The organism is Cupriavidus pampae, from assembly GCF_914271485.1.
In the GTDB taxonomy this organism is placed as follows: domain Bacteria; phylum Pseudomonadota; class Gammaproteobacteria; order Burkholderiales; family Burkholderiaceae; genus Cupriavidus; species Cupriavidus pampae.
Genome location: NZ_CAJZAG010000020.1, coordinates 36,381 through 61,759, shown reverse-complemented (window position 1 = coordinate 61,759; position 25,379 = coordinate 36,381). Strand labels below are relative to the sequence as shown.

The window sequence follows — 25,379 nt, the reverse complement described above, 5'->3', positions numbered from 1 at the left end:
GACCAGCGTAGAATATGCGCCTCGTTCCAGTCGCGCCGTCCGCCCCCCACAGTCATGACCACATTTCGCATCGCCCCGTCCATCCTGTCCGCCGATTTTGCCCGTCTGGGCGAGGAAGTCCGTCGTGTGACCGAAGCTGGCGCCGACTGGATCCACTTCGACGTGATGGACAACCATTACGTGCCCAACCTGACCGTGGGCCCGCTGGTCTGCGAAGCCATCCGCCCGCACGTGACCGCGCCCATCGACGTGCACCTGATGGTGCGGCCCGTCGATCGGATCATTCCGGACTTTGCCAAGGCCGGCGCCAATATCATCACGTTTCACCCCGAAGCCAGCGATCACGTGGATCGCTCGCTCGCGCTGATTCGCGACAATGGCTGCCAGGCCGGCCTCGTGTTCAACCCGGCCACGCCGCTGCATCACCTCGATCACGTGATGGATCGCCTGGACGTGATCCTGCTGATGTCGGTCAACCCCGGCTTTGGCGGCCAGTCGTTTATTCCGGAGACGCTCGTCAAGCTGCGCGCGGTACGGGCTCGCATCGACGCCTATACGGCGCGCACGGGCCGCCAGATCCTGCTGGAGGTGGACGGTGGCGTAAAGGTGGACAACATCGCCGAGATCGCCGCGGCCGGTGCCGATACCTTCGTCGCGGGCTCCGCGGTGTTCGGCAAGCCCGACGCCGATGGCGGCTACAAGGGCATCATCGGCTCGCTGCGTGACCAACTTGCCAAGGTTGGCCAGTAATGACGACCGAGATCCTGCGCCGCACCGACTGGAGCGGCATTCAAGGCGTGATCGTCGATCTCGACGGCACCATGGTCGATACCGCCGGTGACTTCCACGCCGCCATCAACGCGATGCTGCTGGCGCTGGTTCACGCGCGTCCGGAGCTGGGCCCGGTGGCACCGATGAGCGCTCAGGAAGTGGTCAACTTTGTTGGCAAGGGCTCGGAAAACCTGATCCGTCAGGTGCTCGGGGTACGTTTCCCACAGCAGGCCACGACGCTGTTCGACGCGGCCTACGACCTGTACGACCGCGAGTACGTGCGGATCAACGGCCAGTTCTCGTCGGTCTACCCGAACGTGCGCGAGGGCCTGACGGCGCTCAAGGCGGCCGGACTGCGGCTGGCCTGCGTGACCAACAAGCCGGAGAACTTCACCACGCCGCTGCTGGCCCGCACCGGCCTCGACCAGTATTTCGAGCTGGTCTACGGCGGCGACGCGTTCGCACTGCGCAAGCCCGATCCGTACCCGCTGCTGCAGGTGGCACAGGCGTTCCGGCTGCAACCGTCGGCCATGCTGGCCATCGGCGACTCGGAGAACGATGCGCGCGCGGCCCGCGCCGCCGGTATCGGTGTGCTGTTGATGCCATATGGCTACAACCATGGCAACCCTGTACAAGCCGTCGACGCCGATGGTATAGTCGCCGACATTGCGCGCGTCGCAGCCATCCTGGCGGCACGGCGTTAATCAAGCTCCCAAGAACATCAATGTTCGTCAACCGCAAACGCATCTCTTCTGGCAGTGATCGGCAGGCTTGGCCCTGGCGTCGCTGGCACGCCTCCATCCAGGCGTAAGGTGCGTTCGCGAGTCTCCTGACGGTTTCCTCGACGGCGTTTCCGTAGCGGCACTCTGGTCATCGCTCCAGTCCCCACGGATCCCGCCCGCTCAAGCTGATCCCCTCTTGCCGCACCGTAATGCAGGTTCTCCTGTGCTACGGTTAGCTCCACGAACGTGCTGCACGCCACCCCCGGCCGTGTGCGTTCTTGTCCGCAAGCCCATCGCACCACGGTCCGAACCGGGGCGGATCCGCGCGTTTTCCTGTGCCTCCGCCTCTTGCCGACATCGCGGTGCCGCGTCTCCCACCTGTCCGTGACGGGCGCCGCAAGTAGAGGATCGACATGACCGAACTCGAATTCAAATCGCTGGCCGACCAGGGCTACAACCGTATTCCGCTGATCGCCGAAGCGCTGGCCGATCTGGAAACCCCGCTCTCGCTCTACCTCAAGCTGGCCCAGTCGCAGACGCGCGGCGTCAACACGTTTCTGCTGGAGTCGGTGGTAGGCGGCGAGCGCTTCGGCCGCTATTCGTTCATCGGCCTGCATGCCCGCACGCTGCTGCGCGCCTACGGCGAGCGCGTGGAAGTGGTGACGGATGGCAAGGTCGTTGAAACCCATCAGGGCAACGCGCTCGACTTCATCGCCACGTTCGAAAGCCGCTTCAAGGTGGCGCTGCGCCCCGGCCTGCCGCGCTTCTGCGGTGGCCTGGCCGGTTACTTCGGCTACGACGCGGTGCGCTATATCGAGAAATCGCTCGCCGGCGCGCAGAAGCCCGACGATCTGAATCTGCCGGATATCCAGCTGCTGCTGTGCGAGGAACTGGCGGTCATCGACAACCTGTCGGGCAAGCTCTATCTGATCGTCTACGCCGACCCGACCACGCCCGAAGCCTATCCGCGCGCACGCCAGCGTCTGCGCGAGCTGCGCATGAAGCTGCGCCAGCCGGTAGATGTGCCGGTCACCAGCCCGTCCGTGCAGACCGAGGTGTACCGCGAGTTCGACAAGGCCGACTATCTGTCGGCGGTACACAAGGCCAAGGAATACATCATGGCGGGCGACATGATGCAGGTGCAGATCGGCCAGCGGCTGATGAAGCCGTACCGCGACGCGCCGCTGTCGCTGTACCGCGCGCTGCGCTCGCTGAATCCGTCGCCCTATATGTACTTCTACAACTTCGGCGACTTTCAGGTGGTGGGCGCCTCGCCGGAGATCCTGGTGCGTCAGGAAACGCGCAAGGTCGCTAACGGTGCGGGCGGCAACGAGAGCGAAACGTCGCGCGTGGTGACGATTCGCCCGCTGGCCGGCACCCGGCCGCGCGGCAACACGCCCGAGCGCGACGAGCAGTTGGCCAAGGAACTGCTCAACGATCCGAAGGAGATTGCCGAGCACGTGATGCTGATCGACCTGGCGCGCAACGATATCGGCCGCATCGCGGAGATCGGCTCGGTCAAGGTGACCGACAAGATGGTCATCGAGAAGTACTCGCACGTGCAGCACATCGTGAGCTCGGTGGAAGGCACGCTGCGCGACGGCACGACCAACCTCGACGTGCTGCGCGCGACGTTCCCGGCCGGCACGCTGTCCGGCGCGCCCAAGGTGCGCGCGATGGAGATCATCGACGAACTGGAGCCGCGCAAGCGCGGCATCTACGGCGGCGCGGTGGGTTATCTGTCGTTCGGCGGTGAGATGGATCTGGCGATCGCGATTCGCACGGGCATCATCAAGGACGGCAATCTCTACGTGCAGGCGGCTGCCGGCATCGTTGCCGATTCGGACCCCGAATCGGAATGGAAAGAGACCGAGGCGAAGGCGCGCGCCGTGATCCGTGCTGCCGAACAGGTCCAGGACGGCCTGGACGCCGACCTCTGAACCCGGACAGGAGAATTGCCATGCTGCTGATGATCGACAACTACGATTCGTTCACCTACAACCTGGTGCAGTACTTCGGCGAACTCGGCGAGGACGTACGCACCTATCGCAACGACGAGATCACGATCGAGGAGATCGAGGCGCTGAAGCCCGACCATATCGTCGTGTCGCCTGGGCCGTGCAGCCCGCGCGAGGCCGGTATCTCGATCGACGTGCTGAAACATTTCGCGGGCAAGGTACCGCTGCTGGGCGTGTGCCTGGGCCATCAGGCCATCGGCGATGCGTTCGGCGGCAAGGTGATCCGCGCCAAGCAGGTGATGCACGGCAAGGTCAGCACGATCGAGACCACGCAGGACGGCGTGTTCGCCAATCTGCCGAAGCACTTCGACGTGACGCGCTATCATTCGCTGGCCATCGAACGCGAGACGCTGCCGGATTGCCTCGAGGTCACCGCATGGACACCGGACGGCGAGATCATGGGCGTACGGCACAAGACGCTGGCGGTCGAGGGCGTGCAGTTCCATCCGGAGTCGATCCTCTCGGAGCACGGCCATGCGCTGCTGGCGAACTTCCTGAAGAAGCCAGTCTCTGGCAAGAAACCATGAGACGGCTCGACACGCCCGGACTCACTGCCACCGATCACAGCCACCAGAACACCGCCATGTCCATCACGCCGCAGGAAGCGCTCACGCGCTGCATCGAACACCGCGAGATCTTTCATGACGAGATGCTGCATCTGATGCGGCAGATCATGCAGGGCCAGATCTCGCCCGTGATGGCCGCAGCCATCCTGACCGGTCTGCGCGTGAAGAAGGAAACCATCGGCGAGATCTCGGCGGCGGCGCAGGTGATGCGCGAGTTCGCCAACAAGGTGCCGGTGGCCGATCGCGACAACTTCATCGACATCGTCGGGACTGGTGGCGACGGTTCGCATACGTTCAATATCTCCACGGCGTCGATGTTCGTCGCGGCCGCGGCCGGCGCGAAGATCGCCAAGCACGGCAACCGCGGCGTGAGCTCGAAGTCGGGCAGCGCGGACGTGCTGGAAGCGCTGGGCGTGAACATCATGCTGACGCCGGAGCAGGTGGGCGAGTGCATCACGCAGACTGGCATCGGCTTTATGTTCGCGCCGACCCATCATCCGGCCATGAAGAACGTGGCGCCGATCCGCAAGGAGATGGGCGTGCGCACGATCTTCAATATCCTCGGCCCGCTGACCAATCCGGCCGATGCGCCAAATATCCTGATGGGCGTGTTTCATTCGGACCTCGTCGGCATTCAGGTGCGTGTGATGGAGCGCCTGGGCGCGAAGCACGCGATCGTGGTCTACGGCAAGGACGGCATGGACGAGGTGTCGCTGGGCGCGGCCACGATGGTCGGCGAGCTCAAGGACGGCGAGGTACGCGAGTACGAGATCCATCCCGAGGACTTCGGCCTGTCGATGATCTCGAACCGAGGCCTCAAGGTGGCGGACGCGACCGAGTCCAAGGAGATGGTGCTGGAAGCGCTGACCAACGTGGCCGGCACGCCGCGCGAGATTGTGACGCTGAATGCGGGCACCGCGCTGTATGCGGCCAACGTGGCGTCTTCGATCGAAGACGGCATTCGCCGTGCGCGCGAAGCCATCGCAAGCGGCGCCGCGCGCGAGAAGCTCGACCAGTTCGTGCGCGCCACCCAGCAGTTCCGATAAGACCGGTCGCTGCCGTAACCTAATTTGGTAACCTCGGCGGGAACCACGTCGCCCCGTGGACCCACCAACCCGGTCGGGTCCACATCGAAGAGTATTGCCATGTCAGACATCCTGCAGAAAATCCTGGCCGTGAAGGCCGACGAAGTGAATGCCGCGCGCAAGGTGCGCGATCTGCCGAGCCTGCGCGCGGAGGCCGAGAGCCTGCGCAACGAGGCAGGCTTCGCGCCGCGCGGCTTCGAGCGCGCGATCCGCGAGAAGATCGCGGCAGGCCATGCGGGCGTGATCGCCGAGGTCAAGAAGGCATCGCCCTCCAAGGGTGTGCTGCGCGAGAATTTCGTGCCCGAGGCCATTGCCGAGAGCTATGCCACGCATGGCGCGGCGTGCCTGTCGGTACTGACCGACGTGAACTTCTTCCAGGGCCATGCGGACTTCCTCAAGCGCGCGCGTGGCGCGTGCGATCTGCCGGCGTTGCGCAAGGACTTCATGATCGATCTGTATCAGGTCTATGAAGCGCGTAGCTGGGGCGCCGACTGCATTCTGCTGATCGTCGCCGCGCTGGACCCGGGCCTGATGGCCGAGCTTGAGGCATGCGCGCACGAACTCGGCATGGACGTGCTGGTGGAAGTGCATGGCCCCGAAGAACTCGATCGCGCGCTGCGGCTCAAGACGCCGTTGCTGGGCGTGAACAACCGCAATCTGCGCACGTTCGAAGTGTCGCTCGACAACACGCTCGACCTGCTGCCGCGCATGCCTGCGGAACGGCTGGTCGTTACCGAGTCCGGCATTCTCGGACCCGACGACGTCAAGCGCATGCGCGAGTCCGATGTCCACGCGTTCCTCGTGGGCGAGGCGTTTATGCGCGCGCCCGATCCGGGCGTGGAACTCGCGCGTCTGTTCGCGTAAGTCGAGCCGCACGCAATGCACGCAATGGGTCGAGAGATCGAACTGAAGCTGGCGGTGCCTGATGACGCGCTGACCGTCGTCGCCAGCTGGCTGGACCAGCATGGCGAAGCGCAGGGCGAGGTGACCATGCTCAACGTGTACCTCGACACGCCCGCGCGCGATCTGGCGCGGGCGCGTGCCGCGCTACGGCTGCGACGAAAAGACACACAGTGGCTGCAGACGCTGAAGACTGTTGGGCATAGCTCGGGCGGCATGAGCGCGCGCAACGAATGGGAGACGCCGGTGGCTGACGAGGCAATCGAGCTGCATCGCTTTCCGGACGATGCGCGCAAGGTGCTGGCGCCGCTGATGGCGCAGCTTGCGCCGGCGTTTCGGACCGATTTCGTGCGCCGGACGTGGATCGTCGAGCAGGATGGCGAGCGCATCGAGGCCGCTCTCGATACGGGCACGATCAGCGCGGCGGGTGTGGCGGCCATCGACCCGATTCAGGAGCTCGAGCTCGAATGGCTGTCCGGCGACGAAGCAAACGCCGAGACGGCGTTGCGCGCGCTGGGCGAACGGTTGCGTGCGGTGGCCCCGCTGACGCCGTCCGATCTCAGCAAGGCCGCGCGCGGCTATCGTCTGACGACGCCCGACTGACCTTCCCCTCTTCTCCCCTTCCGCATGCAAGCTGATTTGTTCGCCGCGCCCCCATCCACGCCCACATCCACGTCCACACCGACCCGCATCGATGGCCTGCAAGCGCAGGTCGATGCCCTGCCCGCCGCATGGCGCGCCTTGCTGGCGCCGTGCCTGACGGGCAGCGCATGGGACGACCTGTGCCGCTTTGTCGATGGCGAACGCGCGGCCGGCAAGCCGGTGTTTCCGCATGCGGTGTTTCACGCGCTGCATCTGACGCCGCCCGATGCGGTGCAGGTGGTAATTCTCGGTCAGGATCCGTACCACGGCACCGGCACGGTCGGTGGCGCCGAGGTGCCGCAGGCGCACGGGCTGGCGTTCTCGGTCCCCGCGGGCGTCAAGGTACCGCCGAGCCTGCGCAATATCTTCAAGGAAATCGGCGCGGAATACGGCGTGGAAGCGGTCCGCGGCTCGGGCAACCTCGAAGGCTGGGCGCGTCAGGGTGTGTTGCTGCTGAACACCGTGTTGACGGTCGAGCAGGGTCAGGCTGCCAGCCATGCAAAGCGAGGCTGGGAAGCGGTGACCGATTGCCTGATTCACGCGTTGGCCGCCGCGCGCCCCAATCTCGTCTTTATGCTGTGGGGCAGCCATGCGCAGGCCAAGCGCGCGCTGCTCGATGGCAATGGCCATTGCGTGCTGGAGGCCCCGCACCCCTCGCCGCTGTCCGCGCATCGCGGCTTTCTCGGCTGCGGGCATTTCCGCGCGGCCAACGACTTTCTCGCGCGGCACGCGCGGCCGGGAATCGACTGGGTGGCCAGCTAGGCCACGTCAATCTTCAGGCGGTCGGTCGCCAGTCGAACCGATCGAAGCTGCCCTCGCCTGCCATGGCGTCTACACGCGAAACTCGCGCGGCGGGCGGTCCTTCCTGCATCCATTGCCGCAATGCTTCGAGCCGGTCGATCGGTCCGGCGGCCATGACCTCGACCGTGCCGTCGGTCCGGTTGCGGACCCAGCCGGTCAGGCCCAGCGCCGTGGCGCGATCCAGGCAGGCAGCGCGGTAGCCCACGCCCTGCACGACGCCATGGGCGGTCAGATGCCAGATCTCTTGTGTCATCGGGATGTCAGCGCGAGTGGGGATGATCGGCAGCATACGCCATCTGCCTAGGTAAACTACCTAGCCTGTTCACGCGTTATGGGAATGACATCGCGCAACTTGCGTGCGCCGGACGCCGCTTTGCGCGACTTTCGGCTTCTTTACACCGCCAGCGGTGCCTCCCATGCCAACGAATCAAAACCGTACCGCTGCGCCCGGCTACGACGGGCAACTGCTGACCGCGCCGCCGAATCGCTTCGACTTCGCGTTGCTGCCGATCATCCTCGCGGTGATTGTCATCGTCGCGTATGCCGCGCAGCAGATGAACGTGCCGTACCAGCCCGGCCAGGCGCTGGACGTGCGGCTCGACGTAGCCGAGCTGCCCTACTACCTGATGCGCACGAGCATCCGCATGCTGGCCGCGCTTGGTGCGTCGCTGCTGTTCTCGTTCGCCTTCGCCGCGCTGGCCTCGAAGAACCGCACGGCCGAGAAAATCCTCGTGCCGGCGCTCGATATCCTGCAATCGATCCCGGTGCTCGGCTTTCTGTCGATTACCGTCACGGGCTTTATCGCGCTGTTCCCCGGCAGTCTGGTGGGCGTGGAATGCGCGGCGATCTTCGCGATCTTCACGTCGCAGGCGTGGAATATGGCCTTCAGCCTGCATCAGTCGTTCCGCACGATTCCGGGCGATCTGATCGAGGCCGCGACCATGTTGCGGCTGTCCGCGTGGCAGCGCTTCTGGCGCCTCGAGGTGCCCTACGCGATGCCCGGACTGCTGTGGAACATGATGATGTCGATGTCGGGCGGCTGGTTCTTTGTGGTGGCCTCGGAGGCGATCTCGGTCTCCGGTCACGACATTCGGCTGCCGGGCATCGGCTCGTATATTGCGCTCGCGATTCAGCAGCAGAACCTTGCAGCGATCGGCTGGGCGATCGTGGCGATGCTGGTCGGCATCGTGGTGTACGACCAGTTGCTGTTCCGGCCGCTGGTCGCGTGGGCCGATCGTTTTCGCTTCGAGACGCTCGCGCAGGACGACGCACCGCAGTCGTGGGTGCTGAACCTGCTACGGCGTTCCTCGTGGGTGCATGCATTGCTGAAGGCCAGCGCCGCGCTGGCCGGCCGCTCGCTGGCGTGGAGCGCGCGCCATCGCCGTGCCGCGCGGAGCGCGCCGGTACGAGCACGGACGCCGTGGCACGATCGGCTACGCGACACGATCATCGCGCTGGTGGCGCTGGCCGCGCTCGGCCGCATCCTGTGGTTCGTCCACGGCGAGGTGGGCTGGGCCGAGGCCGCGCATGTGTTGTGGCTCGGCGTGCTGACGATGGTGCGCGTGGTCGTGCTGATTGCGATCGCCGCCGTGATCTGGGTGCCGATCGGCATTCGTATCGGCCTCAATCCCGCGGCGGCGCGCATTGCCCAGCCGATCGCGCAGTTCCTCGCCGCGTTCCCGGCGAACCTGATGTTTCCGATCGCGGTGATGGCGATCGTGAAGTTCGGTCTCAATCCCGAGATCTGGCTCAGCCCGCTGATGATCTTTGGCACACAGTGGTACATCCTGTTCAACGTGGTGGCCGGCGCATCAGGCATTCCGACCGAGCTGCGGCTGGCCGCGCGCAACTTTGGGCTGCGTGGCTGGCTGGTATGGCGGCGCTTCCTGCTGCCGGCCGTGTTTCCCAGTTTGCTGACGGGGTTGGTCACGGCCGCGGGCGGGTCATGGAATGCCAGCATCGTGTCCGAGTACGTGACGTGGGGCGATCGCACGCTCGTGGCGACCGGGCTCGGCAGCTATATTGCCGAGATGACCGCGCGTGGCGATTTTCCGCGCATCGCGCTTGGCATTGGCGTGATGGCGCTGTTCGTGGTCGGCTTCAACCGGCTGCTGTGGAACCGGCTGTATGACATTGCGCAATCGCGCAATCGACTCTGAGCCTCATCGAGGAAGACATGATGGCTGAACACGACAAGCTGGCCACGGTGCCCGTGATCGAACTGCGCAATGTCGGCAAGGTGTTTCGCACCGCCGACCATACCGACCGTGCGGTGCTCGAGGGTGTGAACCTGACGCTGCGCGAGGGCGAGATTGTGGCGATGCTCGGGCGCTCGGGGTCGGGGAAGTCCACCTTGCTGCGGATCATGGCGGGGCTGGTGGCGAGCGATCACGGCGAGGTGCAGTTTCGCGCGCAGCCGCTGCAGGGGGCGGCTGAGGGTATTGCGATGGTGTTCCAGTCGTTCGCGCTGTTTCCGTGGTTGTCCGTACAGCAGAACGTGGAGCTTGGGCTCGAGGCGCAGGGTGTGCTCAAGGCCGAGCGCGCGCGGCGCGCGGAGGCGGCGATCGATATGATCGGGCTGTCCGGCTTCAACAGCGCGTTGCCGCGCGAGTTGTCCGGTGGCATGCGGCAGCGCGTGGGCATTGCCCGTGCGCTGGTGACCGAGCCCGATCTGCTGCTGATGGATGAAGCGTTCTCCGCGCTCGATGTGCTGACCGGCGAGACGTTGCGCGACGAGATGATCGAGCTGTGGGAGTCGGGCCGCGCGAATATTCGCAGCATCCTGATCGTGTCGCACAACATCGAGGAAGCGGTGATGATGGCGGATCGGATCGTGATTCTTTCGAGCGATCCTGGCCGCGTGCGGGCGGAGGTTCAGGTGTCATTTCCGCGGCCGCGCAATCGCGACGATGCGCATGTGCGCGCGCTGATCGACGAGGTGTATGCGCTGATGACCTCGCCTGCGGCGATGGGTCCGCGTGTTGCCGCGCTGGCGGCGCAGGAGATCGGGTTCCGGTTGCCCAATGCCGATATCAGCCAGATGGAGGCGATTCTCGATCTGCTGCTCGAGGCGCCATTCCTCGGCCGCGCCGACCTGCCGCATCTCGCGGGCGAGGCGGGCCTGACTGACGATGAACTGCTGCCGGCGTGCGAGGCATTGCAGTTGCTGCAACTGGCGACGCTCGAACGCGGGGATATCACGGCGACTGCGCTGGGTCGCGCGTATTACGAGGCTGAGGCGGGTGATCGCAAGGTGCTGTTTGGCCGACAGTTACTGTTGCACGTGGCGCTGGCCGCCCATATTCGTCGCGAGCTCGAAGCTGCCGATGATGGCGAGATCGGTGAAGAACAGGTGCTGCGCGAACTCGAGGCGTTTCTGAAGCCCGAGGAAGCCGAGCGGCTGCTGACGGTAGCGATTGCCTGGGGGCGGTATGGGGAGATTTATGCGTACCAGTACAACAGTGGGATGTTGACGCTGCCGGGCGACGACGCCGCATAGACCAACAGCGTCAATCCTCCTTCCGCATCGCGCGGCCGATCGCGCCCGTGCGTAACGCGATCTTGGCGGTGTCCTCGCGCAGCGCGCGCAGGCGGCGTTCTAGCAGAGCATTAGCGGCGCGGCCGGTTGAGCTGGCGGTGGAGCCGCCGTCGGGCGCAAAGTGCGAGATCTCGTTCGCGCCGAGTTCGCCCGAGGTGGCGGCCTGCACCAATACCTCCGCCTTGCGGCGGTCCGCCGAGTCGGCGAGGCGGGCGCGGCGTTCGCTGGCGGCGTCGGCTTCGGCCTCCGCCTGGCGCGCTTCGCTCTCGGCCTGCGCGACCTGCGCCGCCTGTGCTTCCGCCTCCCTCGCTTCAGTCTGTGCCACCTGAGCTTCCGCGCTCGGCATCAACACATCGGCCACCCCCGCCTCGGTAGCGGCCAGGCCGGCTACCGCGACTTCCGCGGGCGTACGAATAAAACCCACACCGCGCTGGCCATGCAACTCCTCACCCGCCAGCCGCTCGCTCGCGAGCTCAAGACTGCGTGTTGCGGCTTCGGTCGCTTGCGACACCGCCGCTTCCGCCGCGGGCAGATCCAGCTCGCCGTAGTGCTGTCGTACCTGAATGCGCGCGGCGGCGATATGCGCGGCCACGAGGTAGTTCTGCAGGATAAAGCGGTTGAGGTTGTCCACCGCGCGATGCCGGCTACGCGGTTCATCGAGCATGCGCTGGAACGACGAGATCAGTGCGGACAGGCTGTCCATGAACTGCTTGCGCTGCACGCGATACGCATAATCGTCGGTGCTCTTGCGCAACAGCAGATCGCGCGTGGCCGCGATATAGCGTCGATTGGCCTGCAATACGCTCTCGACCAGCTTGGGAATCGCGCGGTACTCCCAGCTTGGCAACACGAAGCTGAAAATCGACGCCACCACGCCACCGATCACGGTGTCGATCAGCCGCTCGCCCACCACGGTCTGGCTGCCCGGCGCCAGCAGGTTGATCTGAATCAGCACCTGCACGCACGCCGCGATGGCCGTGTAGCGGTACTTGATGGTGACAAACGTCGCGCTCGCCACCAGCGCGAGAAACAGCACCCCAAGCAGCAGCAGCGGATCGTGAATAAAGCGCAGGATCACCACGCTGATGATGCAGCCGATCAACGTACCGATCAGACGATCGTTGTAGCGCTGCTTGGTCATGCTGAAATTCGGCTTGAGGATCACCACGATCGTCAGCAGAATCCAGTAGCCGTGCGACGCGTACGGTAAATGATCGCCAATCCAGAGTCCGACAGCGACTGCCATCGTAATCCGCAGCGAGAAGCGGAACGCTGGCGAACGCCAGTGCAGGTTGTCGCGGATCACGCCAAACTCGTACTTCTGGCGCGTCAGAAACGGCGTCATGTCCAGGCCGGGCAGCAGCTTGGCCGGCTCCACCGGCGTGCGCGAAGCCTCGTGAATCTGCCCGATCAGCGTGATCGCACCCTTGATCATCTCGAGCGTGTCGGCCAGTGCCGTCATCGCGGCCGCGGGAACATGGTGATGGCGCAGCTGCGCGATCTCGTGCTCCACGCGCTTGATCGTCGGCGCGTAATCGACGGTGGCGTACGACGGCCGCCCCCGCGTCACGTCGAACGCAACCTCCTCCACATCCTGCGACATCATGCGCACCAGATCGCGCAATTGGTCGAGCACCGGTGTGCCGCCAAAGGTCTGCCGCAGCATCTGATAGTCGGTGTTCGTCGACAGCACGTACTCATAGAGGTCGAGCATGCGCAGGTGCACCTGCATGAGCAACCCGTCGTGCATGGTCTTGTTGCCGCGCAGGACGAGGTCGCGCGCGGCCTGCTGCCGCTCCGCCACCACGATCTGCTGACGCACGAGCTGATTGAACTGCTCGTCGAAGTCATTGCCGGCATCGTAGAACGCGGACTTGATCTCGAGATAGCCCGCGATTTCATAGAGCGCCTCGGCGAGGATCTGCTGCCGCGTGCGCTGCTCGGTGATCCAGCTGACCACCATCGCGTAGATCATGTACGCCAACGCGCCCGCGCCGAACAAACCCGCGTGCTCGAGCGCCTTGCGCACCACGAATTCCTCGTTGACGGTCAGCGTCATGACGAACAGCGCCGAAAACTGCAGCGACATCGTCTTGTTGCCATAGACGGTGAGCATGCCGGCGAAGAATGTCACCGCCACCAGCACGAACGGCATCACGCGCGGGAACGGCACCGCCAGCGCAACGATCAGCGCCACCGCGGTACATAGCAGCACGCTGGCCAGCATCTCGTTGAACTTGTGGTTCAGCGGGCTCGGCAGGTCCATCAGGCTCGTGCAGAGCGCACCGATCGACACCACCATCGCGCTCGGCAGATCCATGACCTGCATCGCGAGCAGCGTAATGCCGATGACGCCCGTGGCCGAACGCAGGCCACGGTAGATATAGTGCGAAAACAGGAACGTGCGAGGATCGTGCGCGTATTCCATGGCGTGGGGCATTCAGGCGGCTACGCTCATGGAGCAGGCCGCCCGGGGGTTTATTGTCCGAGCCAGCGCGCGCGCAACGCGTGACGGCCTTCCTCGACCGTGACGCGATACTGCGTGGCCGGTTCACGGCCCAGCTTCAGTTGCATTACGTGTAGTTCGTCGCGACGGAACACATGCAGCTCGGCCTGGTCGCCGGCACGGTAGCGCGCCAGCAGCTTGTCGAGCTGGCCGCCCGTTACGCGCAGGCCATCGAACGCCACCAGCAGATCGCCAGCCGACACGCCGGCGGCCTGGCCCGCGCTATCGTCGAGCACCTGCGTCACCCGCACCCAACCATCTTCCACGCGCGTCTTGATACCGAGCGCGGCCGCCGTCATCGCGGCCGGGGCCTTCTGCGCCTCGGCCTTGATGCCGAACGCACGCAGCAGCGGCACCAGTCCGATCTCGCCGGTGCCTTCAGTCAGCGCGCGCAGCAGCGCGCCGAGCCGCAGGCCGGAGATTTCATCGAACAGCGCATAGACCTCGGCTTCGGTCACGCCACGCTGGACCGCGCCCGGCGCATAGAACTCGCGCCCGTAGCGTTGCCACAGCGCGCGCATGATGTCATCGAGCGAGCGGCGGCCGGCGGTCTTCTCGCGAATCGTCAGATCCAGCGCGAGTGCGACCAGCGAGCCCTTGGTGTAATAGCTGACGATCGCGTTGGGTGCGTTCTCGTCCTGCCGGTAGTACTTGGTCCATGCGTCGAACGAACTCGCGGCCACGCTCTGCTTGGTGCGACCGTTGCCGCGCAGCACGCCATTCCACGTCTTGGTGATCATCTCGACGTATTGCTTGTCGTCGATCAGGCCAGTGCGCGCGAGAATCAGATCGTCGTAGTAGCTCGTGAACCCTTCGAACAGCCACAGCAACGGCGTGTAACTTTCCTGATCGAGCCGATACGGTACGAACGCCGCCGGCTTGATGCGCTTGACGTTCCAAGTATGGAAGTACTCGTGGCTGCATAAGCCGAGGAAGGTCCGGTAGCCCTCGCTGGTCTCGCTGTTGCCGCGCACCGGCAGATCGCCGCGCGCGCACATCAGCGCGGTACTCGCGCGATGCTCGAGGCCGCCGTAGCCATCGGTCGTGACCATCGTCATGAACACATAGCGGCGGTTGCTGTCGAGGAACGGCGCGCGCGCCGAGCGCGGCTCGAACAAGCGGATCTGTGCCTCGCAGATCTGCTTCAGGTCGCGGCTGATGCGCTGCAGGTCGAGGCCGGGTACGCGGCCCGTGAACACCACGTCGTGCTGGGCGCCGCAGGCCTTGAAGCTCGCCAGCGCGAACTCGCCCATTTCCACGGGATGATCGACCAGCTCGTCGTAGTTGGCTACCTGATAGCGACCAAAGCCATAACGCTTGGCCCCGTCGCGGCCGCGTGCCTCGGGCATCGCGGTGGCGACGCGCCAGTTCGCATAGGCCTCGCCGGCCGGCGCCGTGATCTCGACGATACAAGGTTGGTCATCCTGGCCATCGACGCGCAGAAACACCGAGCTGCCGTTGAAGAAACCATGCGTGGTGTCGAGGTGCGCGCTGCGAACCGACAGGTCCCAGGCGTAGACCTCGTAGCGCAGCGCAAGCGGACCTTCGCAGGGCGCGGCTTGCCAGGTCTGCTTGTCGACCTTCGTCAGCGCGACTTTGCCGCGCGCATCGTCGGCACGGATGCGGACGATATTGCGCGCGAACTCGCGAATCATGTAGCTACCCGGAATCCAGGCAGGCAGCGAGAAGGTCTGGCCTTCGGGATCCGGCGCGTCCACCGTGACGGTCACGGCGAACAGATGCGCTTCCGGATGGAGGGGGGCGATGGCGTAGCGGATCGGCGTCATGGCCACGATTGTAGCGTCACGCCCGTCCGCACTGCCCGGACAACCCGCCCGGACGGACTCAGGCGCGCGGCTGCTCAGCCATTCACGTTGACGACCACGCGGCCACGCATGCCACCATCGACGATCTTATGGCCGGCCTCGACGGCGTCGGCGAGCTTGACCTCATGCGTGATCGCCTGCAGCCGGTCTGGTGCCAGATCCTGCGCGAGCCGCTGCCATGCGCGTTCGCGCAGCGGCATCGCGGCCATCACGCTGTCGATGCCGGCGAGCGTGACGCCGCGCAGGATGAACGGCGCCACCGACGCCGGGAAATCCATGCCCTGCGCGAGGCCGCATGCGGTGACGACGCCGCCGTAGCGTACCTGCGCGCACGCGTTGACGAGCGTGTGCGAGCCCACGGAATCGATCACCGCAGCCCAGCGTTCCTTCTGCAATGGCTTGTTGGGTGCGCCAAGTTCGGTGCGATCGATCACGTCGGTCGCGCCCAGCGCGCGCAGGAAGTCCGCTTCGGCGGTCTTGCCGGTGGACGCGGTGACGCGATAGCCAAGCTTCGACAGCACCGCGATCGCCACCGAGCCAACTCCGCCCGACGCACCCGTCACGAGAATGTCGCCATCGCCGGGCCGCACCGGGCCATTGACGCCGCCACGTTCGAGCGCGAGCACCGACAGCATCGCCGTGTAACCGGCCGTGCCAATTGCCATGGCCTGGCGCGCGGTGAACGCGTCAGGCAGTTTTACCAGCCAGTCGCCCTTGAGCTTCGCGCGTTGTGCGAGGCAGCCCCAGTGAGTCTCGCCGACGCCAAAGCCGTTCAGTACGACCTTGTCGCCGGTTTTCCACTTGGGATGGCTCGACGACACCACCGTGCCCGCGCCGTCGATGCCAGCGACCATCGGCCACTTGCGCACGACCGGCGCGCGGCCCGTGATCGCGAGCCCATCTTTGTAATTGATGGTTGAGTAATCGACCGCGACGACAACGTCGCCATCCTCAGGCAACTGGCTCTCGTCGAGCGCGGTAACCGCGGCCTGCGTCTTGCCATCGGCCTGCGTCAGCAGCAGCGCGTTGAACGTCATGGTGTCTCCTCTTGTGAGTGCTGCTTACTTCTTCAGACTGGCGAACTTGCGCTCCAGCGTGGCCACGTCCGCGGCGCCCGGAATGCGCGAGCCGTCGGTGAAGAAGATCGCCGGCGTGCCGGTGACGTTCATGCCCTGGCCGAGCTTGAGGTTATCGTCGATCGGGTTCTTGCAGTCCGATTTTCCGGTCACCGCCACATGGTTCAGCATCCAGTCGCGCCAGGCCTTGGAACGGTCGCTCGCGCACCAGATCTGCTTGGACTTCTGCGTGGAGTCCGGCGACAGCACCGGGTACAGGAAGGTGTACACCGTGATGTTGTCCATCTGCTGGAAGGTCTGTTCGATGCGCTTGCAATACGGGCAGTTCGGATCCGAGAATACGGCGATCGTGCGGCTGCCATCGCCCTTCGACCATTTCACGGCGCGCGACAGCGGCAGGTCCGACCATTTGATGCGATTCAGTTCCGCCACACGCTCCTCGGTCAGATTCGTGCTGGTCTTGGTGTCGATCAGCTCGCCGTTGAGGATGTAGCGGCCGGTGGCGTCGGTGTACACCACCTGGTTGCCGAGGCTCACTTCATACAGACCCGGCACCGGGGTCTTGGTCACGCTGCGCACTTCGGCGCGGCCGCCCACCATTTTCTCGATGGTCGCCTTGATGCTCGCGGTGCTCGGCTCGTCCGCGGCCAGTGCGTGCAGCGCATAGCCGGCGGCGGCGAGTCCGCCCACCAGGGTGACGGCCGCGGTCGCGCGGAGCGATTTGCGGCGGAACATTTGCAACATGGTGACTCCAGAGGTCGGCGGGCCTGCTGGCCCGTCCGATTGATATTGATGGGATATCCGTTTGCCGTTCGCGTGTTTTGAGGCGCCCTTGCGGGGCGCCCTAGCCCAATGCGCGACCGATCAGAAACTGTTTGAGCGTCGACTGCCTGCCCACCGCGCGGATGCCCAGATTGCGCATGACGCGTGCCGGGCTGCCGGGCAGCGAGAACAGGCGATGCAGGCCGTCCGTCGCCGCGGTGAGGGAAAGCAGGTCCGTCGCGCGGGCGCGCTCGTATCGACGCAGCAGGCGCAGATCGCCTTCGGCACGAAACGCTTCTTTGTCGGCCATCACGCGCCCAAGTTCCGTAACGTCACGTAACCCGAGGTTCATGCCCTGGCCGGCCAGCGGGTGAATGACGTGGGCGGCATCTCCGACCAGCGCCACGTGCGGCTGCACGAACTGCTCCGCGCGTTGCAGCACCAGCGGGAAACCTTGCGCCGGGGTGATGCAGCGCAACGTGCCGAAGCGAGCGCCCACAGCGCCTGAGGCCGCCTGCATGACGGTGGCGGCCAGTGCCTCGGGCGACAGTCCGACCAGTTCTCGCGCGTGGCCTTCCTCGGCGGACCAGACCATCGACACGCGGTTGCCGGGCAGCGGCAGCAGCGCGAGGATCTCGCCGTTTTCGGCTTCCTCGTCGGCCATGAGCTTCTGCGGGCAGCCGAGGAACCACTGCCAGGCGGTGTCCTGATGCGGCAGTTCGCAGCGGAAGTTGGCGACCACGCCGAGCTGACGATAGCGGCGCGTGGTCGTACAGATATGGGCTTGCTGGCGCACCCATGAGCGCGCGCCGTCAGCACCGACTACACAGGCGGCCCGCACGCGCGCGCCGCTGGCCAGCGTGAGCGTCACGCCATCGCAATCACGTTCGAACCCCTCGCCGGTGTCGTCGAACCATTGCACCTGATGCTGAAAACGCAGCGCGGTGTCCAGCGTCCGTTCCACGTGGCTGGACTCGATGATCCAGGCCAGTTGCGGCACGGCGGCGGCATATGACGAGAAATGGAGGTCGCCATGCGGCGTGGGATCGGACTCGCAGGCGCTTTGATCGCCGAACACGCGCATGTCGCGTACGGGCTGCATGCGGGCGGGGTCCAGCGCTTCCCACACGCGCAGGCGTTCGAGCAACGCCTGGGAGCTGGACGAGAACGCGTAGATGCGGCTGTCCCATTCATCCTCGCTGGTCCGCGCGGTGTCGCCGGCCGGCCGCGGCGCGATCAGCGCCACCTGCATGCCCTGTTGCGCGAGCAGCAAGGCGCAGGCCTTGCCGACGATACCGCCACCGACCACGGCAATCTGGAAACGAGAAGAGGACGTCGATGACATGGAGTGAGGGCCAGCGGGTACACGCGCGGACAGGTGCGCGCGGCACACCGGCAAGGCCGGACTGATCATGAGGGGGATTATAGCGACGTGCCCTGCGCGTGGCCCGCGCACTGTTGGGCGACCGGACTGACGGCCGGAAGGCGGCCATCCGCTAGAATACAGCCTTTGCTATTTACCGCCTGACACCCATGAGCCTCAAATGCGGCATCGTCGGCCTGCCCAACGTCGGCAAGTCCACGCTGTTCAATGCCCTGACCAAGGCCGGCATCGCCGCCGAAAACTATCCGTTCTGCACCATCGAGCCCAATGTGGGCGTGGTGGAAGTGCCGGATGCGAGGCTCGCGAAGCTGGCCGAGATCGTCAAGCCCGAGCGCGTGCTGCCGGCGACGGTCGAGTTCGTCGATATCGCCGGCCTGGTGGCTGGTGCCTCCAAGGGCGAAGGCCTGGGCAACCAGTTCCTCGCCAATATCCGTGAAACGGACGCGATCACGCACGTGGTGCGCTGCTTCGAGGACGAAAACGTGATCCACGTGGCTGGCCGCGTCGATCCGCTGTCGGACATCGAAGTCATCAACACCGAACTCGCGCTGGCCGATCTGGCGACCGTCGAGAAGGCGCACGCCCGCTACGTCAAGCCGGCCCGCGCCGGCGACAAGGAAGCGATTCGCCTGGTGGCCGTGCTCGAGAAGGCCCAGGCCGTGCTCGATCAGGCCAAGGCCGTGCGCACGCTGGACCTGTCGCCGGAAGAATGGGAAGCGCTGCGCCCGTTCTGCCTGATCACCGCCAAGCCGACGATGTACGTGGCCAACGTGCGTGAAGACGGCTTCGAGAACAACCCGCACCTCGACGCGGTGCGCGAATACGCCAAGACCACGGGCTCGCCGGTGGTGGCCGTGTGCGCCGCCATCGAAGCCGAGATCGCCGACCTCGACGACGCCGACAAGGCCGAATTCCTGGCCGACCTCGGCATGGAAGAACCGGGCCTCGACCGCGTGATCCGCGCAGGCTTCAAGCTGCTGGGCCTGCAGACGTACTTCACCGCAGGCGTGAAGGAAGTGCGCGCGTGGACCATCCACGTCGGCGACACCGCCCCGAAGGCGGCAGGCGTGATCCACACCGACTTCGAACGCGGCTTCATCCGCGCGCAAACGATCGCCTACGACGACTACATCGCGTTCAAGGGCGAGCAAGGCGCGAAGGAAAACGGCAAGATGCGCGCTGAAGGCAAGGAATACGTGGTGCACGACGGCGACGTGATGAACTTCCTGTTCAACGTCTGACGACTGCGCAGCAAGATGCAAAAAGCCCGGCTACTCGCCGGGCTTTTTTTCGTCTCAATCAAAGCTCCCCCAACCCTTCCCCCTTCATCCCCACCAGCAACGCGTGCCCGTTGGGGTCTACGCGGAATTCGCCGTATTGGGCGCGTTCGTAGCGTTTGGCCTGGCCTTCTTCGAAGAACCACGCGTCCGTGGAGACCTGGACGCCGTTGCCGCCCCAGCGGGTGGGGACGTTTTGTACGCGCAGCAGGTGTTCGCCTTCGGCTAGCGGAGTACCGTCGTGCAGGCGGACGAATTGGCCGATGTGGTTCGTGTCGCGGCGGATGACGACGGTGGCATCGCGTTGGAGGTTGGCTTGTTTGCGGTTGCCCTGCGCGGCGGTGATTTCGATGGCGACGGAGAAGTTGAGGGCCATGTAGTCGCCCTGCATCAGAGAGCGCGGATCCACCGGGGCCAGGCGCAGGTACACCAAATCGCCATCGCGGATGACGCGTTCGTTGGCGGCAACGCCTACTGTCGCTATGGTCAGCGTCAGCAGCCACGCCAGTGCGATCCAGATTTTCGTTTGCGCGATCTTCATGGCGTGGCCCTCCCTTCCCCTTTCACGCTGCCGACGCTGCCGACGCTGCGTGCCAGTGCTTGCCGTGCGATCAGCAGCAGCACGCCGGCCGCGACCAGCGTGATCGACTTGGCCAGCAGTGTCCATTGCAGCGTGCTGTAGTACCAGATGAAGCCCATCAAGATCGTTGCGATCGACAGGCCGAGCCACGGCAGCGCGCCGCGTCGCAGGGCCAGCGCGAGGCCGAGGACGCCGGAGGTTACGGCCGGGGCGAAGATCATCAGGATGCTGAACACGGTGATCACGCCGAGCACACCGGCTTGCATGCGCGCAGAGACCGTCAACCGTTGGCATTCGGTAGCTGCGAACGCGACCAGCACGAGGCCCAGCAGTGCGCCGCACGCCCATGCGCCCGGCACCGGCCACGGCGCGCCGGTGCCGAACAGCAGCGCGGCGGGATGGGCCGCTCCCGTCACGAACAACGCGGCGCCCAGGCCGAACAGCAGTGAGGCATCGACTGCAGGCACCCACATACCGTGTCGTGCGGCGGCGGCTAGTCGCGACTCCTTGCCGACGAACACCGCCACGACCGCCAGTGCCGCAGCGGCGGGTACGCCCACCGACACCGGCAACATCATCCAGCGCTGGCCGATCAGATGGCCGAGCAGCAGCGACAGCGCCACCGTCAGCGCGCTCCATGTGCCGAGCGCGGCGAGGAAGCGGTGCAGCCGATTGGGCACGACCCAATAGAGCACCGCCTGCATGGCGGCGAGAATCAGCCAGAAGCCACTGTCGCGGATGGCGATGCCGCTGCCCATGACCAGGCTCAGGCCCGCGAACATCATGCCCTGCCCGCTCAGGCTCAGCGCGAGCGCGAATTGCCCGGCGGCGATGCCCGTGCGGGCGCGCGACGAACGATAGAACGCGGCTGCCAGCGCGACCATGACGAGACCGACGACGAACATCGCCGCGCCATTGCTGCGCGTGAACGCGAACACGAAGCCGTAGACGAACAACTGGCAGAAGATCGCGCCGAGCCAGCCCGCGGCACCCATCAGCAGTCGGATCGGCCAAGGCGTGCGGATGGTCGGCGCGTACTCGCCCTGCACCGCGTCGCGTGCCGCGAGCTCGGCCCAGAGTTCGCGTTCGGTGCGTTCAATGTGGTCGGCGTTCATACGGCACCCTCCAGCGCTTCACCCGAACCCGAGACATGGCTGCGCCACGCGCGCATGAGCCAGCTGCCAGCAGCCGCAGCCAAACCCACGACGATCACGGTCAGCAGCAGGAAGCCACCGATATCGTTGGTCACCGCCATCAGCCAGCGGCCTACCGCCGTCACGATCACGCCGATTGCCGACAGGCACGCGAAGCTCAGGACCACGATGTCGAAGTCGCGCCAGCGGAACCATGCGATCAATGCCGCCAGCGCGACGCCGGCGAGCAGCAGGTTCATCAGCGGTTCGAGTTCGTCGAGCCGTGTGCCGATCAACGCGAGCAAGCCGATCCATCCCGCATAACCGCAGATCAGCAAGCCGAGCAACCGGGGACCCGTCATACCGCGAAAGCCTAAGCTAGCCGCACTCGCGGCCAGCAGATACCAGAGCGCCAGTTGCACCACCGTCGCAGCCAGCAGGATTCGCATCGTGCCACCCGCGCGATCCGCCGAGAACAGCAGTTCGAACATGCCACCCACGCCAAGATTCACGCTGAAATAGCGCAGCAACGCCACGTTGCCCACCACCAGCACGATCCACCAATGCGGCGCGGCGCGCGCGGCCAGCGCCCAGGGCACCGCCAGCACCGCCCACCACGCGAACAATTGCCAGGCATCGGCACCGGTCTGGTAGGTCTGGCCGATCACCGCCATCAGCACGCCGGACAGCACCTGCGCGCCAGCCAGCGCCGCGCGACCAGACAGATCGCCAGTCGGCCGCCACATCGCAAACGCCGCCAGCAGGGTCAGCGCGCCAGCCAGCAGGCCGAACCGCGCAAACTTGTGCAGCGCGGCCCAGTTGAACGCAAAGAAGACAATGACGCCCGCGCAGATCAGCGCGGCCCCGAGGATCAGCAAGGCACGGTCGAGCCAGTCATGCCAGTCCGCACGCGTGGGCAGCGAGGCCTGCCAGACCGCCTCAACCTCCTGCGATGCCAGACGCCCCTGCGCGCGCCAGTCGGCCAATGCCTGCCGAATGACGCGACCGGTAGCGAAGCTGCGTTGGGCAAAGGTTCGTCGAGCAAAGGTGCGATGTGAAATCGTTTCCAACCTGCGATCCCCCCGTGTATCGGTATGGATCGCAATGTAGCAGGCCGTGCGGATAGGTCAAAATCGTTGGGCCAGATGCCGCCGCGCGGGTATGCTCGCGGCAGTTGATCCCCCGCTACGAACACCACCATGACCCTTGGAATTCTTGCCGCCATCCACGACGAAGTTGACGACCTGATCGCCGCCATGCGCCACGAAGACGCGCGCGCGACCGTGCATACGATCGGCATGCGCGACTATCACGTCGGCCATCTGCACGGCCACCCCGTGGTGCTCGTCCTCGCGCGCATGGGCAAGGTAGCGGCCGCCGCCACAACGGTCACGCTGATCCGCGAGTTCAAGGTGGACGAGATCGTCTTCACCGGCCTCGCCGGCGGCGTGGGTCCGCAGACCCGCGTCGGCGATGTGGTCGTGGCCGATCGCACCATCCAGCACGACCTCGATGCCCGCCCGTTCTTTGCGCGCCACGAGGTGCCGCTACTGGACCGCGCCGAATTCCCCGCCGATGCCGAACTGACCGCGCAACTCTGCCGCGCGGTGGAAGACTTCCTGCGCGACGACCTACCGACCGCCGTACCAACAGAAGTGCGCGCGCGCTTCGGCGTCAGCGAGCCGCGTCTGCACGTTGGCATGATCGCCAGCGGCGACCAGTTCATCAATGCCCCGGCCGCGGTGGGCGAACTACGCGCGCGACTGCCCGCGCTGGAGGCCGTGGAGATGGAAGGCGCAGCGCTCGCGCAGGTCTGCCACGAGTTCGGCGTGCCGTACGCAGTCATGCGCACGATTTCGGATCGCGCGGACGACAGCGCGCATATCGACTTCGCATCGTTCCTCAAGGACGTGGCCAGTCATTACTCCGCAGGCGTACTCGAACGGTTTTTGCGCGCGCGGCAACTCGCGAAGCCATAACGGCAAAAACGAAACACACGCGCCTTTCTTAAGGCGCAGTGAGAATGTGTTGCCGGTCCACGACGACACAGATGTATCGCTTTGTATCGCCTTCGGTATTTGGAACAAGACCATGTCTTCGTGAACAGTCGAAGTCGGACGCGATGGCACGCTGGCCGTCATCAATCACGATGCCATCTGTCACGATGGATGTGCCGGCCATGCTTCGACCACTTGGATCCCTCGAACACTGTTTCTGGCTGCTCGGCCACGGGACGAGCAACCACATCATCTACGCCGTAGAGATCGACGGCACCGCCCCGCCACAGGCGTGGCGCGCGGCGTTCGACGCGCTGCGGCGCCGTCATCCGCTGCTGCGGGTAGGCATTCCGGCCACGCCGAACGGCTTTCCGTACTTCGAAGCGAGCGAAGATCGGCCGATTCCCGTGCACTTCACGAACGCGGCGCGCTGGACTCACGATGGCATCGACCCAGACTGGCTCGATCGCGAACTGACACGTGAACTTGCGGAACCGATCGATCCCAACCACGCGCCGCTGATGCGCGCCATCGTCGCCAGCGATGGCGGGGACGAAGGGGCCAGCAATCGTTCGCTGCTGATCGTGGCTGCCAGTCATGCGATCTGCGACGGCATCGGACTCGCCGGATGCATCCGCGACGTGCTGCATGCCCTGGCGGGTGAAACGCTGGAGCCGCTGCCGATGCCGCCCTCGCTCAACCAGATCGTCAATGTCGCCGCCGCCCGTGCGCCCTCACACGCGGTCTCGCTGGCGGCATCACCTTCGCCCGATGCCGGCGCCCCGGTCGTACACCGCCTGCGGCTGTCGCGCACGTTGACCGGCGCGCTGCGTATCCGCGCCCGCGCGGCCAACACCACGGTGCACGGCGCGTTGTCCGCCGCGATGCTGCTGAGCGGACGTCAGTATCTGCAGGACTGGCAAGGCGCGGCAATCAAGCTGGTCACGCCGATCGATCTGCGGCGCCAACTGGGCATGGAAGAAGATTGCGGCGTGTACGTGACCGTCGGCCGCGCGCTGATCGAGGCCGGCGAAACACTGAGCTTCTGGGAGATGGCGCGCCGGGTCCTGCGAGAGACCGACGTCGCCGGTACGCGCGCCGCCGTGCGCTTCGAGACGCGCGACCTGCGCGGCCAGCTCAACGACGGACTCGACGCCACGGGTGTGGCCAAGGCGCGCCGCATCGGGCAGGCACGCGATTTCATCGTGTCGAATCTCGGCCCGCTGCGCTTTGGTACGCGCATCGGCACCTACCGCATGACAGCGCTATGGGGACCGTTCGTGCAGACCGGCGACAAGGGTGACCATATGCTCGGCGTCGCCACGCTCGACGGCGAAATGCACCTTGCGCTGACCTCCGCCACGCCAGCGGCCGCCGGTTGGCTCGAGGCCGCCAAGGCCACGCTGGAAAGAGGCCTGCAAGCCACTTAACGTCGCGGGCGGATCAGGCCCCAGAGCGCGACCAGCAACGCCGCCCCGAGGATTGCGGCGCTCCAGCCCATCAGTTGGCCGTCGGTGAACAGATGCAGGGCGCGGCCACTGTAGAACGCGAGCAGCGCCCCGGCCGCCCCCAGCACTGGCGCCGCCGGCAGGCTGACGACCCGCCCCGACGGATGGAAGATCCGAGCCGCAAACCCCACCAGCGCACCGACCACCAACAAGCCCAACATCGCCTCTCCCGCCTCAGTTTCGTCTCGATTTGTGTCTAAAACACCACAACAGGTGTCGCGCCCATACGATACTGCATATATCGCGGATTGCAGCTCAGCCCTGCAAGAATGACACCGGGCGGTATA

23 protein-coding genes are annotated in these 25,379 nt (G+C 65.6%); 13 read left to right on the top strand and 10 right to left on the bottom strand.

Annotated elements, in window-relative coordinates; all coding sequences use genetic code 11:
- Positions 1–54: 54 nt before the first annotated feature.
- From rpe to LDO41_RS33320, 8 genes are all read left to right on the top strand, one after another.
- Positions 55–750, top strand: coding sequence for a ribulose-phosphate 3-epimerase (rpe, locus tag LDO41_RS33355; RefSeq protein ID WP_223995787.1), 696 nt, complete (start codon positions 55–57; stop codon positions 748–750).
- Positions 750–1,475, top strand: coding sequence for a phosphoglycolate phosphatase (gene gph / locus LDO41_RS33350; RefSeq protein WP_223995786.1), 726 nt, complete (start codon positions 750–752; stop codon positions 1,473–1,475). Before rpe ends, gph begins: the two co-directional genes overlap by 1 nt.
- A 431-nt stretch (positions 1,476–1,906) precedes the next feature.
- Complete coding sequence (gene trpE / locus LDO41_RS33345) at positions 1,907–3,433, top strand: anthranilate synthase component I (RefSeq protein WP_223995785.1); 1,527 nt, start codon at positions 1,907–1,909, stop codon at positions 3,431–3,433.
- 20 nt (positions 3,434–3,453) lie between these two features.
- Positions 3,454–4,038 (top strand): anthranilate synthase component II, encoded by a 585-nt coding sequence (locus LDO41_RS33340; protein WP_223995784.1) that lies wholly within the window; start codon positions 3,454–3,456, stop codon positions 4,036–4,038.
- Positions 4,039–4,094: 56 nt separating this feature from the next.
- A complete protein-coding gene (gene trpD / locus LDO41_RS33335; protein ID WP_223995804.1) occupies positions 4,095–5,123 on the top strand; it encodes an anthranilate phosphoribosyltransferase in 1,029 nt (342 codons plus the stop codon).
- A 99-nt stretch (positions 5,124–5,222) separates the two neighbouring features.
- Positions 5,223–6,026, top strand: a complete 804-nt coding sequence (gene trpC / locus LDO41_RS33330; RefSeq protein WP_223995783.1) for an indole-3-glycerol phosphate synthase TrpC — start codon at positions 5,223–5,225, stop codon at positions 6,024–6,026.
- Between the two features lie 24 nt (positions 6,027–6,050).
- Positions 6,051–6,665 (top strand): CYTH domain-containing protein, encoded by a 615-nt coding sequence (locus LDO41_RS33325; protein WP_223995803.1) that lies wholly within the window; start codon positions 6,051–6,053, stop codon positions 6,663–6,665.
- A gap of 24 nt (positions 6,666–6,689) precedes the next feature.
- The gene (locus LDO41_RS33320) at positions 6,690–7,466 is read left to right on the top strand and encodes a uracil-DNA glycosylase (protein WP_223995782.1); all 777 of its coding nucleotides are present in this window, start codon (positions 6,690–6,692) and stop codon (positions 7,464–7,466) included.
- Positions 7,467–7,479: 13 nt separating this feature from the next.
- Here LDO41_RS33320 and LDO41_RS33315 read toward each other — a convergent pair whose 3' ends face one another.
- On the bottom strand, positions 7,480–7,758 hold the full coding sequence (locus LDO41_RS33315; RefSeq protein ID WP_377745376.1) for an acylphosphatase: 279 nt from the start codon (positions 7,756–7,758) through the stop codon (positions 7,480–7,482).
- Positions 7,759–7,921: 163 nt separating this feature from the next.
- On the opposite strand from LDO41_RS33315, the gene LDO41_RS33310 reads away from it, so the two are divergent.
- Together LDO41_RS33310 and LDO41_RS33305 are read left to right on the top strand one after the other, a co-directional pair.
- Positions 7,922–9,664: an ABC transporter permease gene (locus LDO41_RS33310; protein WP_223995781.1), complete on the top strand. Its 1,743-nt coding sequence runs from the start codon at positions 7,922–7,924 to the stop codon at positions 9,662–9,664.
- 20 nt (positions 9,665–9,684) lie between these two features.
- Positions 9,685–11,004: an ABC transporter ATP-binding protein gene (locus LDO41_RS33305; protein ID WP_377745397.1), complete on the top strand. Its 1,320-nt coding sequence runs from the start codon at positions 9,685–9,687 to the stop codon at positions 11,002–11,004.
- Between the two features lie 10 nt (positions 11,005–11,014).
- Here the strand turns inward: LDO41_RS33305 and LDO41_RS33300 are convergent, their stop codons facing one another.
- The 5 genes from LDO41_RS33300 to LDO41_RS33280 form a co-directional block, all read right to left on the bottom strand.
- Positions 11,015–13,471 carry an FUSC family protein gene (locus tag LDO41_RS33300; RefSeq protein ID WP_223995801.1) on the bottom strand — a complete coding sequence of 819 codons (2,457 nt, stop codon included), beginning with the start codon at positions 13,469–13,471 and terminating at the stop codon, positions 11,015–11,017.
- A gap of 50 nt (positions 13,472–13,521) precedes the next feature.
- Positions 13,522–15,336 (bottom strand): M61 family metallopeptidase, encoded by a 1,815-nt coding sequence (locus LDO41_RS33295; RefSeq protein ID WP_223995779.1) that lies wholly within the window; start codon positions 15,334–15,336, stop codon positions 13,522–13,524.
- A 74-nt stretch (positions 15,337–15,410) separates the two neighbouring features.
- On the bottom strand, positions 15,411–16,412 hold the full coding sequence (gene acuI, locus LDO41_RS33290) for an acrylyl-CoA reductase (NADPH) (RefSeq protein ID WP_223995778.1): 1,002 nt from the start codon (positions 16,410–16,412) through the stop codon (positions 15,411–15,413).
- A gap of 24 nt (positions 16,413–16,436) precedes the next feature.
- A complete protein-coding gene (locus LDO41_RS33285; protein WP_377745380.1) occupies positions 16,437–17,195 on the bottom strand; it encodes a DsbC family protein in 759 nt (252 codons plus the stop codon).
- 100 nt (positions 17,196–17,295) lie between these two features.
- Complete coding sequence (locus LDO41_RS33280; protein ID WP_223995777.1) at positions 17,296–18,558, bottom strand: UbiH/UbiF family hydroxylase; 1,263 nt, start codon at positions 18,556–18,558, stop codon at positions 17,296–17,298.
- A gap of 188 nt (positions 18,559–18,746) precedes the next feature.
- On the opposite strand from LDO41_RS33280, the gene ychF reads away from it, so the two are divergent.
- Positions 18,747–19,838 carry a redox-regulated ATPase YchF gene (gene ychF, locus LDO41_RS33275; RefSeq protein WP_223995776.1) on the top strand — a complete coding sequence of 364 codons (1,092 nt, stop codon included), beginning with the start codon at positions 18,747–18,749 and terminating at the stop codon, positions 19,836–19,838.
- 58 nt (positions 19,839–19,896) lie between these two features.
- Here ychF and LDO41_RS33270 read toward each other — a convergent pair whose 3' ends face one another.
- From LDO41_RS33270 to LDO41_RS33260, 3 genes are read right to left on the bottom strand one after another with little or no spacing between them, the layout of a single operon-like run.
- Entirely contained in the window at positions 19,897–20,415 is a 519-nt protein-coding gene (locus LDO41_RS33270) for a GDYXXLXY domain-containing protein (RefSeq protein ID WP_223995775.1), read from the bottom strand.
- Complete coding sequence (locus tag LDO41_RS33265) at positions 20,412–21,569, bottom strand: DUF4401 domain-containing protein (protein ID WP_223995774.1); 1,158 nt, start codon at positions 21,567–21,569, stop codon at positions 20,412–20,414. The genes LDO41_RS33270 and LDO41_RS33265 overlap by 4 nt, the downstream gene beginning before the upstream one ends.
- Complete coding sequence (locus LDO41_RS33260) at positions 21,566–22,648, bottom strand: DUF2157 domain-containing protein (RefSeq protein WP_223995799.1); 1,083 nt, start codon at positions 22,646–22,648, stop codon at positions 21,566–21,568. The genes LDO41_RS33265 and LDO41_RS33260 overlap by 4 nt, the downstream gene beginning before the upstream one ends.
- Positions 22,649–22,786: 138 nt before the next feature.
- Here LDO41_RS33260 and LDO41_RS33255 point away from each other — a divergent pair, with 138 nt between their 5' ends.
- Positions 22,787–23,566, top strand: coding sequence for a 5'-methylthioadenosine/adenosylhomocysteine nucleosidase (locus LDO41_RS33255; RefSeq protein ID WP_223995773.1), 780 nt, complete (start codon positions 22,787–22,789; stop codon positions 23,564–23,566).
- Positions 23,567–23,766: 200 nt separating this feature from the next.
- On the top strand, positions 23,767–25,014 hold the full coding sequence (locus LDO41_RS33250; RefSeq protein ID WP_223995772.1) for a phthiocerol/phthiodiolone dimycocerosyl transferase family protein: 1,248 nt from the start codon (positions 23,767–23,769) through the stop codon (positions 25,012–25,014).
- Here LDO41_RS33250 and LDO41_RS33245 read toward each other — a convergent pair.
- The gene (locus tag LDO41_RS33245) at positions 25,011–25,253 is read right to left on the bottom strand and encodes a GlsB/YeaQ/YmgE family stress response membrane protein (RefSeq protein WP_223995771.1); all 243 of its coding nucleotides are present in this window, start codon (positions 25,251–25,253) and stop codon (positions 25,011–25,013) included. The two genes, LDO41_RS33250 and LDO41_RS33245, sit on opposite strands and share 4 nt — an antisense overlap.
- Positions 25,254–25,379 lie beyond the last annotated feature (126 nt).

What these genes read in the sequence shown, in the direction of transcription:
- trpE (WP_223995785.1), top strand. Translation starts at nt 1,907, where the DNA reads ATGACCGAACTCGAATTCAAATCGCTGGCCGACCAGGGCTACAACCGT.
- LDO41_RS33270 (WP_223995775.1), bottom strand. Translation starts at nt 20,415, where the DNA reads ATGAAGATCGCGCAAACGAAAATCTGGATCGCACTGGCGTGGCTGCTG.
- gph (WP_223995786.1), top strand. Translation starts at nt 750, where the DNA reads ATGACGACCGAGATCCTGCGCCGCACCGACTGGAGCGGCATTCAAGGC.
- LDO41_RS33250 (WP_223995772.1), top strand. Translation starts at nt 23,767, where the DNA reads ATGCTTCGACCACTTGGATCCCTCGAACACTGTTTCTGGCTGCTCGGC.
- LDO41_RS33300 (WP_223995801.1), bottom strand. Translation starts at nt 13,471, where the DNA reads ATGGAATACGCGCACGATCCTCGCACGTTCCTGTTTTCGCACTATATC.
- rpe (WP_223995787.1), top strand. Translation starts at nt 55, where the DNA reads ATGACCACATTTCGCATCGCCCCGTCCATCCTGTCCGCCGATTTTGCC.
- LDO41_RS33245 (WP_223995771.1), bottom strand. Translation starts at nt 25,253, where the DNA reads ATGTTGGGCTTGTTGGTGGTCGGTGCGCTGGTGGGGTTTGCGGCTCGG.
- LDO41_RS33255 (WP_223995773.1), top strand. Translation starts at nt 22,787, where the DNA reads ATGACCCTTGGAATTCTTGCCGCCATCCACGACGAAGTTGACGACCTG.
- trpC (WP_223995783.1), top strand. Translation starts at nt 5,223, where the DNA reads ATGTCAGACATCCTGCAGAAAATCCTGGCCGTGAAGGCCGACGAAGTG.
- LDO41_RS33320 (WP_223995782.1), top strand. Translation starts at nt 6,690, where the DNA reads ATGCAAGCTGATTTGTTCGCCGCGCCCCCATCCACGCCCACATCCACG.
- acuI (WP_223995778.1), bottom strand. Translation starts at nt 16,412, where the DNA reads ATGACGTTCAACGCGCTGCTGCTGACGCAGGCCGATGGCAAGACGCAG.
- LDO41_RS33305 (WP_377745397.1), top strand. Translation starts at nt 9,685, where the DNA reads ATGGCTGAACACGACAAGCTGGCCACGGTGCCCGTGATCGAACTGCGC.
- LDO41_RS33295 (WP_223995779.1), bottom strand. Translation starts at nt 15,336, where the DNA reads ATGACGCCGATCCGCTACGCCATCGCCCCCCTCCATCCGGAAGCGCAT.
- ychF (WP_223995776.1), top strand. Translation starts at nt 18,747, where the DNA reads ATGAGCCTCAAATGCGGCATCGTCGGCCTGCCCAACGTCGGCAAGTCC.
- LDO41_RS33285 (WP_377745380.1), bottom strand. Translation starts at nt 17,195, where the DNA reads ATGTTGCAAATGTTCCGCCGCAAATCGCTCCGCGCGACCGCGGCCGTC.
- LDO41_RS33315 (WP_377745376.1), bottom strand. Translation starts at nt 7,758, where the DNA reads ATGACACAAGAGATCTGGCATCTGACCGCCCATGGCGTCGTGCAGGGC.
- LDO41_RS33280 (WP_223995777.1), bottom strand. Translation starts at nt 18,558, where the DNA reads ATGTCATCGACGTCCTCTTCTCGTTTCCAGATTGCCGTGGTCGGTGGC.
- LDO41_RS33310 (WP_223995781.1), top strand. Translation starts at nt 7,922, where the DNA reads ATGCCAACGAATCAAAACCGTACCGCTGCGCCCGGCTACGACGGGCAA.
- trpD (WP_223995804.1), top strand. Translation starts at nt 4,095, where the DNA reads ATGTCCATCACGCCGCAGGAAGCGCTCACGCGCTGCATCGAACACCGC.
- LDO41_RS33340 (WP_223995784.1), top strand. Translation starts at nt 3,454, where the DNA reads ATGCTGCTGATGATCGACAACTACGATTCGTTCACCTACAACCTGGTG.
- LDO41_RS33265 (WP_223995774.1), bottom strand. Translation starts at nt 21,569, where the DNA reads ATGAACGCCGACCACATTGAACGCACCGAACGCGAACTCTGGGCCGAG.
- LDO41_RS33325 (WP_223995803.1), top strand. Translation starts at nt 6,051, where the DNA reads ATGGGTCGAGAGATCGAACTGAAGCTGGCGGTGCCTGATGACGCGCTG.